This is a genomic window from Mesorhizobium sp. B4-1-1 (assembly GCF_006439375.1).
In the GTDB taxonomy this organism is placed as follows: Bacteria; Pseudomonadota; Alphaproteobacteria; order Rhizobiales; family Rhizobiaceae; genus Mesorhizobium.
Genome location: NZ_VFTH01000001.1, coordinates 546,752 through 561,032 on the forward strand (window position 1 = coordinate 546,752; position 14,281 = coordinate 561,032).

A 14,281-nucleotide genomic window follows, 5' to 3' on the forward strand; every position below is an offset into this window, starting at 1 on the left:
ATCCGCGATGAGGCTTTGGCAAAATGCAGAGCGCTCCCGCGCCATGCTGCCGATCATGGTCGGCATCTGCCTCGCTTGTATCGGCAGCGCCATGCTGACCACCGCCGTCTCGCTGCATCTTGGCAAGCCCGGCATTTCTCCCCAGGTCGTGCAGATCGTCTTGACGGCCTATCCCGTGGGCTTCCTCATCGGATGCCTGGTGACCCGCCCGGCCGTCGCCCAATACGGCCATGAGCGAACCTTCGTTGCCATCGTCGTCGTCGCGCTGCTGGCGGCTTCCGGTTTCGTCTTCACCGACTTCCTGCCGAGCTGGATCTGCTTTCGCCTGCTCGGCGGCCTCGCGATGGCATCGCTTTTCGTCGTCTGCGAAAGCTGGATCAACCTCTATGCCGAGCACCACAATCGCGGCGCGATGTTTTCGATCTATATGCTGACAACGGCAATCGCCGTGTTGCTCGGGCAGGTTCTGGTCGCGATGGTCGGCCCTCAATCGCCGCATCTGTTCCCGGTGGCGGCGGCGACGGTGCTGCTGGCGCTGATCTCCAAATTCGCCGGTGGCCGCTGGCCGGCGCTGCCTGCCACCGATCCGGAGCACGCAAGTTCGGCAAGGCCCGTCAAGCGCCTCGGCCCGCTGGCGCTTTTCCGGCTGGCGCCGGTGACGGTCGTGGCGATCTTCCAGGGCGGGATCACCAATATGAACATCTTCGTGCTGACGCCGATCTACGGCACGCAGATCGGGCTGTCGGCGGCAACGACCGTCGGGCTGGTCACGACCATCAGCATCGCCGGCATGCTGGCGCAGACACCCGTCGGCTGGCTGTCCGACAGGTTTGAGCGCAGGATCATACTGCTTGTCCAGGGCATCCTGTCGGTCACGCTCTGCGCCGCGATCGCCTGGCTCGGTAACTTTTCGGTCCCGCTGCTCTTCGTGCTGTTCTTCCTCTATGGCTGCACGGCGCTTACCGTTTATCCCGTGGCGATGGCGTTCGGCGCTTCGCAATTGCACAGCCGGCACATGGTCGGCGCCTCCGGCACGCTGCTCCTCCTCTATTCGATCGGCAATGTCGCGACGCCGGGCATTTCGGCCGGCCTGATGGAGCATATGGGCGCGCCGGCCATGTTCCTGCTTCTGGGCGGCGGCGCCGTGCTGGTGACGATAGCTGCTTGCTACAATCTCCTGCGCCGGCCGGTCGTCGCGCCGGCGATGCAAGCGGTAGAGGAGCGGGCCTGATGGCGGATGCAGCAACGAACCGCCTCGAAGGCAGCGTCATCCTGATCGCCGGCGCTGCGAGCGGCATCGGCGCGGCAATCGCCCGCCGCTGCATTGCCGAAGGCGCGAAGGTCATCTGTGCCGATTACAGCCTCGGGCCGGCCACCGAGCTTGCTCACGCACTGGGGCCTGCCGCCGCCGCTTGCCAATGCGACGTGACGGATATCGAGTCCGCGGAGGCGGCCGTCGCGTTCGCCCGTCAAAACTTCGGCCGGCTCGACGGATTGGTGCACAATGCCGCAGCACCCTCGACCAGCGCCACCGTCGTCGATCTCGACGAAAGCGCCTGGCGGCACGAGATCGATGTCGGCTTGACCGGCGCCTTCCTGACGAGCAAGTTCGCCGTGCCGCTGATCGCGGCAAGTGGCGGCGGTTCCGTCGTCTTCATCGGCTCGCAATTCGGGCGCGTCGCCACCACCAGGGCCGTCGCCTATTGCGCGGCCAAGGCCGGACTGATTCACCTCGCCAAGGCGATGGCCGTGGACCACGCGCCCGACAAAATCCGCGTCAACAGCCTGTCGCCCGGCGCGGTGGCGACGACGCGGCTGCTGCGCCGGTTCGCCGATTTCGAGGCGGCCAATGCCGGCCTTGGTCCCGCCCATCTGCTCGGCCGCATCGCCGAGCCCGACGAGATCGCCGCGGCGGCGGCTTTCCTGCTTTCCTCCGACGCATCTTTCGTCACCGGATCAGACATGCTCGTCGACGGCGGCTATGCGACGCGCTGAGCCCGAAACCCTTTCAAAGGAGCTCCCATGACCTTGCTCGTCACCGGCGGCACCGGCTTTGTCATGAGCGTGGTCGCGCGCGCATGGCTGGACCGCGATCCCAACGCCCGTGCCGTTATCCTCGACCGGTCGGGCCTCGACGCGGCGGCCGAGAAGCACTTCGCTCCGGTGCGCGACCGACTGACGGTGATTTCCGCCGATATCCTCGACCCGCAAGCCTGGTCCGAGACGCTCGACAGGCAAGGCATCACGGCAATCGTCCATGGCGCGACGATCACGCCGATCTCGCGCGGCAGCGCCTCGGAGGCAAAGCGCCAGCCGGAGGCCCAAGACCCCGCCCGCATCGTCGACGTCAATCTCATGGGCACCGTGCGCATGCTGGACTGGGCGCGCGAGAGGCCGGATGTGAAACGCTTCGTCTATGTCAGCTCCGGTTCAGTCTATCGCCACAACGGACCCGACTGGGGCGGCGAGCCGCTGCCGGAAGACGGCTATGTCGCGCCGCTGACGCTCTACGGCATTTCGAAATTCGCCTCCGAGATGGTCACCAACCGCTATGCCGACCTGTTCAACCTCTCGGCGGTCTCGGTGCGGCTCGCTTCCGTCTACGGCCCGATGGACCGCGCCACCGAGAGCCGCAACTTCCGCCATGTCCCCAACCGCGTCGCGCATATGGCTTTGGCCGGCGAGACGATCAGGCCGAACAGCCTGGAGCCCGTCGGCGACTATGTCGCCTCGACCGACGTTGCCGCCGCGGTCCTCGCGCTGATCGACGCGCCCCGCCTCAACTACCGCCACTACAACATCGGCTCCGGGTCCAGCCAGACCATCGGCGAGATCATCGGCTGGGCAAGGGAACGCGTGCCGGGACTGAAGGCCGAGGTGACGCCTGGAGACGACGCCAACATCGTCCAGGATGTGAGGCTGAAAGGCGGCATGTGGGGCGCCTATGACATCGCCCGCATCATGCGCGACACAGCATGGCGGCCGCGTCCCGGCAAGGAAGCGTTCCACGACTATATGGACTGGATTGCCGCCAACGAGAGCTAGAACAATTCCAGGAAAAGTGTGAGCGGTTCCGTTCGGAATTGCGCAGAAACAACGACAGGGAGAACGCAAGATGCCGATCGATTTCCAGCAGCCGCGCGATTTCGTCGGCTACGGCCCGCACCCGCCCTTCGTCGTCTGGCCGGGCGGCGTCAAGCTCGCCGTCAACCTCGTGCTCAACTACGAGGAGGGCTCGGAATATTCGTGGCTCGAAGATGGCCGCAACGACAATTGGGGCGAATACAATCTCAGCGGCAGCATGCCGGTGCGCGATCTCGGCACCGAGACGCATTTCGAATATGGCAGCCGCGCCGGCGTCTGGCGCCTGGCCAGGCTGTTCGATCGCTACGACATTCCAGTCACCTTTTCCGCCTGCGCCGTGGCGCTGGAGCGCAACCTGCCTTTGGTCGAATGGATGAAGAACCGCCGGCATGACCTGATGGGCCACGGCCTGCGCTGGATCGACTACACGACCATGGAGCGCGGCGAGGAAGAGCGCCATCTGCACGAGGCGATCGCGCTTTACGAAAAGCTGCTGGGAAAGCGGCCCCTGGGCTGGAACTGCCGCTCGCTGCCCAGCGTCAACACACGCGACCTGCTGGTCGAGGAAGGCGGCTTCCTCTACCACTCCGATCCCTGCAATGACGACCTGCCCTATTTCCTCGATCACCGGGGCACCGAGATCCTGGTGGTCCCCTACTCCAAGACGCTCAACGACAGCCGCTATCTGGTGGCTCCGGGCTACAGCAATCCGCGCGACTTCGCCGAGGACTGCCGCGCCGCCATCGACTATATGCTCTCCGAAGCCGACGAGACCGGCGGCCGCATGCTGACCATCGGCATCCACGCCCGTTGGACGGGTCAGCCGAATCGCGCCTCGGGCCTGCGCGAGGTCATCGAGCATGTCCAGAAATCCGACGGCGCCGCCTTCACGCGCCGCGAGGACATTGCCCGCTTCTGGCACGCGAACCATACGCGCTTCGAGCAACGCGGCTGAGGGCATGTTCGAAACCTTGATCCGCGGTGGAACGGTGGTGAACGCCGATGGCCTCGGCCGGCGCGATATAGGCATCGCCGCGGGCAAGGTCGCCGCACTCATCGCGCCTGGCGAAGCCGCGGAAGCCAGCACGCTCATCGACGCCTCAGGTTGCCTCCTGCTCCCGGGCCTTGTCGATGCGCATGCGCATCTGCGCGACCCGGGCCTGACCCACAAGGAGGATTTCTCCTCCGGAACGCATGCGGCGGCGCTCGGCGGCGTGACCACGGTGCTCGACATGCCGACCGACGAGCCATGGACGGCCACGTCCGATCAACTCGCGGGGAAGATGGCGGCCGCCGAAGACTGCATCCATGTCGATGTCGGCCTGCAGGCCGTGGTCAGCCGCGACCTGTCGCTCGTTCCTCGCCTCCTTCGTCTCGCACCGGTCTCCTTCGAGCTGTTCACCGCCGACGTGCCGGACACCTTCTTTTTTGCCTCGCTCGATACCGTTGCGGAGGCGCTGAAGGCTTTCGCCGGCGCCGATACGCTGATCGGCATTTCGCCCGGCGATCAATCGATCCTGACCGGCAGCAGCGAGCGCAATCGCTCCGGCAGCATCGCCGCCTTCCTGGACAGCCGGCCGCCGCTCGCCGAAGCCAATGGCATCGCCCGCGCCCTTGTCGCCGCCGCCTCTGCGGAGGCGAGGATCCATGTCCGCCAGATCAATTCCGGGCTCGGTGTCGAGACCTGGAGCCGGCTCCGCGGCGTCGCCGACGCCAGCGTCGAGACCACGCCGCAGAACCTGTTCTTCACGGCGCAGGACTACGAGGCGCAGGGCGCCAACCTGAAAGCCTCGCCGCCCCTGCGCTCGCCGCATGACGTCGACGCGCTGCGCGCCGCTCTCAGCGCGGGACTGATCGACGTCGTCGCCACCGATCATGCCCCGCACGCGCCGGCCGAGAAGGCAGCGGCTTATGCGGCTTTCGCCGACATTCCGGGCGGCATGCCGGGGCTGCAGACATTGCTTCCAACCGTGCTGAGGCTGGTCGACGAAGGGCTCATCGCCCTGCCCGATCTGGTGCGCATGTGCGCTAGCAATCCAGCCGAGCGCTTCGGCCTCGGCCGGCGCAAGGGCCGCATTGCCGCCGGATACGACGCCGATCTGCTGATCCTCGATCCGCGCCAATCCAGCACCATCGCCAATGCCGATCAGGTGTCGCGGGCGGGCTACACGCCCTTTGACGGCTGGACCGTGAAAGCGCGCTTGACCAGTGTCTTCCTGCGCGGCCGCGAGATCGTGCGCGAAGGCCTGCTGGTCGGCCGGGCGCGGGGAAAGATCGTCACTCGGGAGAGTTGAACACCATGGCCTTGCTCGCAGGTAAAACCGCCATAGTCACCGGAGCGAGCTCCGGCATCGGCCGCGCCATCGCGCTGAAATTCGCGGCGGAAGGCGCCAACGTCGTCGTCGCCGACACGGCGGAGCAGCCGATCGAGGGCGGCCAAGGCACCGTCGACATGGTCCGTTCGGCCGGCGGCACAGCCATCTTCCTCAAGACCGACATCTCTGACTGGAGCGCCGTCGACGCGCTGGTCGGCGTGACGGTCGCGCAATTCGGGCGGCTCGACGTGATGGTCAACAATGCCGCGATCTACACCAGCACCAACCTGATCGAGACCACGCCGGACCAGTGGAACCGCGTCATCGGCGTCAACCTGACCGGTTTCTTCTACTGCAACAAACGCGCGGTCATGCAGATGCTGACCCAGGCGGCGGTTAACGAGGTGCGCGGCCGCATCATCAACATCTCCTCGCAGCACGGCATGGTCGCCTGCCCCGGCGACCTGCCCTATTCGGTGAGCAAGGGCGGCATCGTGCAGATGACCCGGCAGATCGCCGTCGACCATGCCGACGACCTGATCGTCTGCAACGCGATTGCTCCCGGCAAGATCATCACCGGCAAGCCGGGCGTCGCCAACGATCCCGACGCGCTCGACTATTCGCGCCGCCGCACGCCCTGGCCACGGCTCGGTCATCCGAACGACGTGGCAGGCGCGGCGCTCTTTCTCGCCAGCGATATGGCGAGCTATGTTACCGGCATAAACCTGATGGTGGACGGCGGCTGGATGGCGGGCTGACGCTGCCAGCCGGGCCACGGCCGGCATCCGAGGGCAGGAACTTTTGCGGAAACCACCCGTTGACCCTGCTGCGAGGGGGCCAACGATATCTGGGACCCGTTGCCTTGGACGCAAAAACTGAAAGAAAAGAGCGCGAAACCGCTCCCGCCGAGGAAACGCGGGTTCGGCCCCGGTCCGATCGGCAGCAACGCCCGCCGGATGACGAAAAGGGCATGGATAACGAGCGCGACGGCGAGCGAGCGCAAGACACGCAGTCGAATGACAGCCCGTCGGACGACAACAAACCCGGCCTCCTCAGACGCCATCCCTACATAGCGGCGATCGTCGCCATCCTTGTTCTGTTGGTCATCGCAGCCGTAGTCATCTGGTGGATCAACGCGCGTCAGTACGAATGGACCGACGACGCTTTCATCGACGCCCGCACGGTGACGATCGGCGCGGAAATTGCCGGGCGCATCACCGATGTTGCCGTCACAGACAACCAGCCGGTCGAGGCCGGCGCCGTGCTTCTGCGCATCGACGACAGCGATTATCAGGCTTCGCTCAAACAAGCGGAAGCCGGCGTGGTGGCGGCGCAGGCCGAGATCGCCAACGTCCAGGCCCAGACCCAGGCGCAGAACGCCAAGATCGATGCCGCTGAGAAACAGGTCGCCCAGGCGCAGGCAGCGCTCGAATTCGCCAAATCCGAGGACCAGCGCAACCGCGAGCTACTCGCCAAGGGCACGGCGACGCAACAGCAGGCACAGCAGGCCGCTTCGACCTTACGCCAGGACCAGGCAGCGCTGGACACGGCCAACGCCAATGCCGAGGCGGCGAAAAGCCAGGTTGCGGTATTGCAAGCACAAGGCAAGAGCGCCGAGGCCAAGCTTCGGCAGGCCGAGGCCACCGAGGATCAGGCCAAGACCACCCTCACCCGCACGATGATCACGGCGCCAGTGGCGGGCCATGCCACCAACATCACGGCGGCGAAAGGCACCTATGCGCAGCCCGGCCAGGTGCTGATGATGTTCGTGCCCAACGACGTCTGGGTGAAGGCCAATTTCAAGGAGACGCAGCTCGATCTGATGCGGCCCGGCCAGCCCGTCGACATCGCCATCGACGCCTATCCGGAAAAGACTTTCCACGGCCATGTCGACAGCGTCCAGGCCGGCAGCGGCACGGCATTCAGCCTGCTCCCGGCCGAAAACGCCACCGGCAATTTCGTCAAGGTGGTGCAGCGTGTGCCGGTCAAGATCGTGTTCGACCAGCCGCCCGGCGTCTATCTCGGCCCCGGCATGTCGGTGGTGCCGACGGTCAAGGTACGATGAGCGATGCCGCAGCAGCCCAGGGTAACGAAAGCCGGTCGGCGGCCGGCGGGCGCAACCCTTGGCTGATCGCGATCGTCGTCTCGATCGCGACCTTCATGCTGGTGCTCGACACCTCGATCGCCAATGTCGCGCTGCGCAACATCGCCGGCAGCCTCGCCGCCGGCATGGACGAGAGCACATGGGTGATCACCACCTATCTCGTCGCCAACTCCGTCATCATCCCGGTCAGCGGCTGGCTCACCAGCGTCATCGGCCGCAAGCGCTACTACATGATCTGCGTGGCGACCTTCACGCTGGCGTCGCTGCTTTGCGGGCTGGCCCCCAATCTCCCGACACTGATCGCCTTCCGCATCCTGCAGGGGCTCGGCGGCGGCGGCATGGCGCCGAGCGAGCAATCGATCCTCGCCGACACTTTCCCGCCTGAGAAACGCTCCCAGGCCTTTGCGCTTTACGGCATTGCCGTGATCGTCGCGCCGACGGTCGGGCCGACCATCGGCGGCTGGCTGACCGACAATTTCTCCTGGCACTGGATCTTCTTCATCAACGTGCCGTTCGGCATCATGTCGCTGGCGCTCGTGCAATGGCTGGTGATCGAGCCCGACATTCTCGAACGCGAGCGCCGCGAGCGGTTGAGCAAGGGGCTGAAAGTCGACTGGATCGGCTTCATCCTGGTGGCGATGGCGCTTGGCTGCCTCGAAGTCTTTCTCGACGAGGGCCAGCGCAACGACTGGTTCGCCTCGACCTTCATCACCGCCTTCGCCGTGATCTCGGCGGTGTCGTTCCTGCTGCTTGTTCCGTGGGAGTGGACGAGGCGCGATCCGATCGTCGACATCCGCCTGCTTTTCAGCCGGCAGTTCGGCATGTCGTTCCTGGTCATGATGGCGGTTGGCGCCGTGCTCTTCAGCACCACGCAGCTGATGCCGCAGCTGCAGCAGACCACCTTCGACTATACCGCCACCCTTTCCGGCCTGTCGATGATGCCGGGCGGCATCGCCATGCTGATGCTGATGCCGATCTCGGGCTTTGCCGCCGGTGTCGTGCAGCCGCGCTATCTCATCATGATGGGCATGTCGGTGGTCGCGGTCGCGCTCTGGCACATGACCTCGCTGACGCCCGACGTCAGCTTCGGTTTCTTCGCCTATGCCCGCGTCTACATGATGATCGGCCTGCCATTCCTGTTCATTCCGATCTCCACCGCCGCCTATGTCGGCCTGCCGCCGCAGAAGACCGACCAGGCATCCTCGCTGATCAATGTCGCCCGCAACATCGGCGGCAGCATCGGCGTATCGCTGTCCAACACGGTCATCGCCCAGGACGCCCAGTTGCATCAGTCGGTGCTGGTCGGCCACACGGCGCAGTCGAGCGAGGCCTATCAGCAGACTCTCCGCCAGGTGACGGACCATTTCGTCGCCGAGGGCTCGCCGCTGGTCGAAGCCAGGCAGCAGGCCGTCGGCTGGATCGGACAGGAAATCGGTCGCCAGGCTTCGCTGCTCGCCTATGTCGACGTCTTCTTCTATTGCGCGATAGCGACGGCGCTGCTCGTGCCGCTCGCTTTGCTGCTCCGGGCGCCGAAGCCCGGGCCTGCCAAACAGCAGGACAGCCCCGCCGCGTGACAGAGCCGCTTGGAGTGTTCACCGCAACACGATGGCGTGCTCACTAAGCGCCACTCCCGGTAACGACAAAGTGTCCACCCCGCGCTACGGCTCGGCACGGTAGAGCCTCAGTCCGATGCTAGCCGCCGCTTGGGGGGAGCTCAAAACAATGGAGATCGCAATGAAAGTAGCAGCTCGTCTTCTTGCCTCTTTCGCTCTCGCGGGATTTGTCACCACCGGAGCCATGGCGGCGACGTCGACAACGACAACCACGCCCGCCGCCACCACGACAACGACCATGGCGCCAATCACGAAGAAACCGAAAACCGCCATGACGCCCGAAAAGACCGCGATCTCAAAGCAATGCTCGACGCTCGCGGATCAAAAAGGTCTCCACGGCAAGGATCGCGAGAAGTTCCGCTCGGCCTGCAAGAAGAACGGCGGCAAGGCACCGAGCTGATCCGCCGGATCACCTTCCCGGCGCGTCCCTGATTTCCATCGCACAGCGAAACAGCCGGCCGAACGGCTGAGGCGATGATACAGTGGCGAGGCCCCGGCATGTCCGGGGCCTTTCACGTCTTCCAGAGCAGCTTAGACCGCAGCGTCCGAAATCTGACGTGCAAAAGGATGCTTGCGCGTCAATTTCCGTCGGGCGATGGTGCGGCAACTTGGAGGGGACCATGCGCAACATCACGATATCGGCGCTGCTGGCGATAGCCACCGTCCATGCGACCGCGGCCAACGCGTTGGACAGCAGCAATACGCCGGTCGTCGTGACGCCGCTGGCGTCGAAGACCACGACCGCTTCCGGACAGCCGATCACGCTGCCACAGAAGAACGTCGAGGTTCAGGTCTCGTCCTACCAGATCGCGCCGGGGGCGACCTTGCCTGTGCACAAGCACCCCTTCCCGCGCTACGCCTATGTCGAGCAAGGCACGCTCAAGGTCACCAATGTCGAGACCGGTGCTGCCAACACCTACAAGACAGGCGACTTCATCGTCGAGATGATCGGCCAGTGGCACCAGGCCACCAATATCGGTGTCGATCCGGTGAAGCTTCTGGTGATCGACCAGGTCGAGCAAGGCGCCAAGAACACGATCCTGAAACAGTAGCCGGCGAAGCGCCGGCTTCGAAGCGGGCACCCTCCTCTCGCCTCACCCCCAGGCGCCTACCGGTTGCCGCGTGGTGGCGTTCAGCCGGTTGAACGCATTGATCAGCGCGATCTGGATCACCAGGGCGGCGAGCGCCTTGTCGTCATAGTGGCGCGCGGCCTCGTTCCAGACCTCGTCCGGCACCGCGTCGGAACGATCGGCCAAGCGCGTCGCGGCTTCCGTCAGCGCTAGCGCCGCACGTTCGGCTTCGTTGAAGTACGGCATCTCCCGCCATGCCGACACCGCGAAAATCCGCTCGTCCTTCTCGCCGGCCTTCTTCAGCTCACGCGCATGCATGTCGACGCAGACGGCGCAGGCGTTGATCTGGCTGGCGCGCAGATGAACGAGCTTGCGCGTCACATAAGGCACGTCGCCGGCTTCGGTCGATTTGTCGAGCGCCAGCAGCGCCTGCAGCGCGCCGGGGATGAGCATCACCGGGTTCTTCAATCTTGCTTCCATCGTCGGTCTCCTTGGCCAATAAGGCTCGCATCAATCAATAACCTTTCAGTTATGAGTTATCCATAACTTTACAGTTATGTATTGTCAAGCACCTCCATGGCTGGACCGATCGTTGCGGCTTTCGCGACGACCCGCCCGATGCTAGGGCTGCGCATCTGGTCGAAAGCATGGGTGGAAAACGGTGGCGGACACGCAAAAACCCCTGATCGAAATCTGCGTCGAAGGCATTGACGGGCTGCTTGCCGCCCAGGCCGCCGGCGCCGACCGGGTCGAGCTCTGCGCCAGCCTCATCGAAGGCGGCATCACGCCGAGCATGGGCACGGTGCGCGCCGCGGTCGAAAGCGCGACCATTCCCTTCCATGTCATCGTGCGTCCGCGCGGCGGCGATTTCCTCTACAGCGAGGCCGAATACCGCTCTATGCTCGCCGATGTCGAAGCGCTTCGCGAGCTCGGCGTGGCCGGCGTCGTCGTCGGCTGCCTGACCGCCGACGGCGCCATCGACGAGACGCGCATGGGCGCGCTGGTTGAGGCTGCCGGCCCGCTCAACGTCACCTGCCACCGTGCCTTCGACATGACGCGCGATCCGGCCGAGGCGCTCGAAGCCTTGATCCGCTGCAAGGTCGGCCGCGTGCTGACCAGCGGCCAGCGCGACACGGCGGTTGAAGGCGTAAAGCTTTTGGCGGAGCTTGTTCGCCAGGCGGGCGCGCGCATCGTCATCCTCGGCTGCGGCGCCCTCGCGCCCGACACCATCGGCGAGGTGCGCAGGCGGACCGGACTGACCGAGATGCATTTCGCGGCATTGGCGGACGTGCCGAGCGCCATGCGCTACCGCAACCCGAATGTCGGCATGGGCGGCGCCGACCTCGACCGCGAATACCGCAACACGGTGACCGACCAAGCCAAGGTGGCGGCGACGATCGCAGCCGCGAGAACCTGATGGCGAAGACGATGAGCAAGGAATTGCTGCCGATCGAACGCATTTCGCCCGCCGACGAGGCCGTCATCCTCGCGCTCAACAACGAGCATGCGGCCGAACTGTCCTGGCTCGAGCCGGAACGGCTCTCATTCCTGCTCAGCGAAGCGTTCTACACCCGCCGCATCGGCGCGCTCGAGGCCTTCATCCTGTGCTTCGACCAGGATGCAAGCTACGACAGTCCGAACTTCCTCTGGTTTCGCGAGCGCTATCCGCGCTTCGTCTATGTCGATCGTGTCGTCGTGGCCGCGGACGCCCGTGGCCGGGGCCATGCCCGCCGGCTTTATGAGCACCTGTTCGAGCAGGCCCGCCTCGCCGGCCACACCATCGTCACTTGCGAGGTCAATGCCGATCCGCCCAACCCGGCCTCCGACGCCTTCCATGCCGCGCTAGGTTTCGCCGAGGTCGGCGATGCTGTGATCCATGGCGGCAAGAAATCGGTGCGCTATTGGGCGAAGCCCATCGCCGCCTGAACGCTGCTGGCCAGGAAAACAAGCCACAGCTAATATAGCGGCTCCGCTGGCTGGGGCGACATCATGGCGAGCAATGTCTTCCGCTTCGACGAAAGCTGGGACATCCCCGAAGGCACGCCGCAGGAACCTGATCTCACCAGTTGCGGTTGAGCCAGCTGCGTGCGGGCTTTTCGACGATGTAGTAGCTGGCCAGCGCGCAGGCGAAAACAGCCGCCAGCATCGGCATCGGCGCGCGACCGTGTTCATCGACGAACTTGTAGAAAGGCTGTTGCCACAGATAAAGCGAATAGGACCACAGGCCGAGCACAACCATGGGCCGCGACGACAACGGCCCCTTCACATAGCCGCCCGCGAAGTCGAGCGTGTTGACGGCGAGCGCCAGCAGCGGCACGCCGACAAGATAGTGGATCGTGGTCGGCACCGGATCGAGGAACAGCAACACGCCGCCAACGGCCGCTGCCAGCGCCACATGCTGGCTTTGCAGGAAAGCCGGCAGGCGCCCGTCGGCCTTGAGCAGGCAGATCGCGGCGGACAGCAGGATCGAGGCGATATGCACGTCGGTGCGCCAGTAGGTGGTCTCGTAGCTCATGCCGAGAACCCCGTACGAAATGGCGCCGTTGGCCATCGCCAGCAGCGCCAGCACGATCAGCAGCCGCACGACGTTCGTTCTTCCGGTAACCACCACGCTGATCAGCGCGAGCAGGATATAGGAATGCTCCTCGACGCAGAGCGACCAGATGTGGTCGAGCGCGCCGGCACGGGTGATCAGGACGCCGGCGTAATTGTAGGTGAAGGTCAGCGCCGTCAGCGCCGCCTTCCACTTGAAGGCGATGAAGGTCCCGATCAGGCCGATCATGGCGGCAATCACGAACACCAGCAGCGCGGGATAGATGCGCGAGAAGCGGCGCTTGAAGAATTTCTTCAGCGGAAAGCGCTCGATGAACAGGATCTCGCCCATCAGCCGGCCGCTCAGCACGAAGAAGAACTCGACGCCGAGCACGCCGAGATTGAGTCCCGGGACCGGAAAGAAATGGCCGATCAGCACCATGGCGATCGACAGGCCTCGCCAGCCGTCGAGGTAAGCCAGTCTTGCCCTGGCTTCCCTGTCGATTGCGGCCCGCGGCAGGACAACGGACGCTGCGGAGATGTCGGTCATACCGTGCCTTCGCAACTCGAGGTCCGGATGCGAAGCGTTGCCCGCGTCTGGGACCGTCTGGTATTCCCGCCGCGGTCATTTTGCAGTGCGGGATATTATTGTGCAAGTGCGAAACCGCGGATACTCAGGTAATTCCCGCCAAGTCGTTGCGAATACAAAAGAAAAAGGGGCCGCGAGGGCCCCTTTCCTTCACCCAGGCTGAGAGCGTTCAGGCGTTGGCGGCGGCCACGGCACGCTTGGCCATCACCGCGATCAGATTGGCGCGATAGTCGGCGGAGGCATGGATATCGCTCATCAGCCCCTTTGCCGACACTTTGAGGCCGCCGAGCGCCGCGACGTCGAAATTCTTCGCCAGCGCCGCCTCGATTTCCTTGGAGCGGAAAACGCCGTCCTCGCCGGCGCCGGTCACCGTCGCCCTCACCCCATCCTTCCCCTTGGTCACGAACACGCCGACGATGGCGTAGCGCGAAGCCGGGTTGCGGAACTTCTGGTAGGCCGCCTTGGCCGGAGCGGTAAAGCTTACCGCAGTGACGATCTCGCCTTCCTTCAGCGCCGTCTCGAACAGGCCCTTGAAGAATTTGTCCGCCGCGATCTCGCGCTTGTTGGTGACGATCGTCGCGTCCAGGGCCAGCAGCGCAGCCGGATAGTCGGCGGCCGGATCGTTGTTGGCGATCGAGCCGCCGATCGTGCCTTTATAGCGTACCGCCGGATCGCCGATCAGGGATGCCATATGCGCAAGCGCCGGGCAGGCTTTCTTCAGCTTGTCGTCGGTGGAGACGTCGTAATGCGTCGTCCCGGCGCCGATGGTGACCGTCTTGCCGGACACCTTGACGCCTTGCAGGTCCTTCAACCGCGAGACGTCGACAAGGTCCGAGGGCGCCGCGAGCCGCGTCTTCATGGCGGGGATCAGTGTCATGCCGCCGGAGAGCAGCTTGGCGTCGCCATTCTTGAGTTGCCTGGCGGCGTCGGCGACGGAGGAAGCGCGATGGTAGTTGACGGAATACATGCTCGTT

15 protein-coding genes are annotated in these 14,281 nt (G+C 64.9%); 12 read left to right on the plus strand and 3 right to left on the minus strand.

Going from position 1 to position 14,281, the window contains the following annotated elements:
• Positions 1–43: 43 nt before the first annotated feature.
• From FJW10_RS02715 to FJW10_RS02760, 10 genes are all read left to right on the plus strand, one after another.
• Entirely contained in the window at positions 44–1,231 is a 1,188-nt protein-coding gene (locus FJW10_RS02715; protein WP_246674087.1) for an MFS transporter, read from the plus strand.
• Positions 1,231–1,995 carry an SDR family oxidoreductase gene (locus FJW10_RS02720; protein ID WP_140898154.1) on the plus strand — a complete coding sequence of 255 codons (765 nt, stop codon included), beginning with the start codon at positions 1,231–1,233 and terminating at the stop codon, positions 1,993–1,995. Before FJW10_RS02715 ends, FJW10_RS02720 begins: the two co-directional genes overlap by 1 nt.
• Positions 1,996–2,022: 27 nt before the next feature.
• The gene (locus tag FJW10_RS02725) at positions 2,023–3,045 is read left to right on the plus strand and encodes an NAD(P)-dependent oxidoreductase (RefSeq protein ID WP_140898156.1); all 1,023 of its coding nucleotides are present in this window, start codon (positions 2,023–2,025) and stop codon (positions 3,043–3,045) included.
• A 70-nt stretch (positions 3,046–3,115) separates the two neighbouring features.
• Positions 3,116–4,039, plus strand: a complete 924-nt coding sequence (locus FJW10_RS02730) for a polysaccharide deacetylase family protein (protein ID WP_140898158.1) — start codon at positions 3,116–3,118, stop codon at positions 4,037–4,039.
• A gap of 4 nt (positions 4,040–4,043) precedes the next feature.
• The gene (locus tag FJW10_RS02735; protein ID WP_140898160.1) at positions 4,044–5,378 is read left to right on the plus strand and encodes a dihydroorotase family protein; all 1,335 of its coding nucleotides are present in this window, start codon (positions 4,044–4,046) and stop codon (positions 5,376–5,378) included.
• 5 nt (positions 5,379–5,383) lie between these two features.
• Positions 5,384–6,157 carry a glucose 1-dehydrogenase gene (locus FJW10_RS02740; RefSeq protein ID WP_140898162.1) on the plus strand — a complete coding sequence of 258 codons (774 nt, stop codon included), beginning with the start codon at positions 5,384–5,386 and terminating at the stop codon, positions 6,155–6,157.
• A 212-nt stretch (positions 6,158–6,369) separates the two neighbouring features.
• Positions 6,370–7,464, plus strand: a complete 1,095-nt coding sequence (locus FJW10_RS02745; protein ID WP_140898164.1) for an HlyD family secretion protein — start codon at positions 6,370–6,372, stop codon at positions 7,462–7,464.
• Positions 7,461–9,077, plus strand: coding sequence for a DHA2 family efflux MFS transporter permease subunit (locus tag FJW10_RS02750; RefSeq protein WP_140898167.1), 1,617 nt, complete (start codon positions 7,461–7,463; stop codon positions 9,075–9,077). The genes FJW10_RS02745 and FJW10_RS02750 overlap by 4 nt, the downstream gene beginning before the upstream one ends.
• A 148-nt stretch (positions 9,078–9,225) precedes the next feature.
• Positions 9,226–9,516 (plus strand): hypothetical protein, encoded by a 291-nt coding sequence (locus tag FJW10_RS02755; protein WP_246674088.1) that lies wholly within the window; start codon positions 9,226–9,228, stop codon positions 9,514–9,516.
• Positions 9,517–9,736: 220 nt separating this feature from the next.
• A complete protein-coding gene (locus FJW10_RS02760; RefSeq protein ID WP_140898168.1) occupies positions 9,737–10,168 on the plus strand; it encodes a cupin domain-containing protein in 432 nt (143 codons plus the stop codon).
• A gap of 42 nt (positions 10,169–10,210) precedes the next feature.
• Here FJW10_RS02760 and FJW10_RS02765 read toward each other — a convergent pair whose 3' ends face one another.
• Positions 10,211–10,666, minus strand: coding sequence for a carboxymuconolactone decarboxylase family protein (locus FJW10_RS02765; RefSeq protein WP_140898170.1), 456 nt, complete (start codon positions 10,664–10,666; stop codon positions 10,211–10,213).
• Positions 10,667–10,847: 181 nt separating this feature from the next.
• Here FJW10_RS02765 and FJW10_RS02770 point away from each other — a divergent pair, with 181 nt between their 5' ends.
• The gene (locus FJW10_RS02770) at positions 10,848–11,603 is read left to right on the plus strand and encodes a copper homeostasis protein CutC (RefSeq protein WP_140898172.1); all 756 of its coding nucleotides are present in this window, start codon (positions 10,848–10,850) and stop codon (positions 11,601–11,603) included.
• Entirely contained in the window at positions 11,603–12,112 is a 510-nt protein-coding gene (locus FJW10_RS02775) for a GNAT family N-acetyltransferase (protein WP_181177379.1), read from the plus strand. The genes FJW10_RS02770 and FJW10_RS02775 overlap by 1 nt, the downstream gene beginning before the upstream one ends.
• 133 nt (positions 12,113–12,245) lie before the next feature.
• Here the strand turns inward: FJW10_RS02775 and FJW10_RS02780 are convergent, their stop codons facing one another.
• Positions 12,246–13,268, minus strand: a complete 1,023-nt coding sequence (locus FJW10_RS02780; protein WP_140898174.1) for an acyltransferase — start codon at positions 13,266–13,268, stop codon at positions 12,246–12,248.
• Positions 13,269–13,476: 208 nt separating this feature from the next.
• The gene (locus tag FJW10_RS02785; RefSeq protein WP_140898176.1) at positions 13,477–14,274 is read right to left on the minus strand and encodes a xanthine dehydrogenase family protein subunit M; all 798 of its coding nucleotides are present in this window, start codon (positions 14,272–14,274) and stop codon (positions 13,477–13,479) included.
• Between the last annotated feature and the right edge of the window lie 7 nt (positions 14,275–14,281).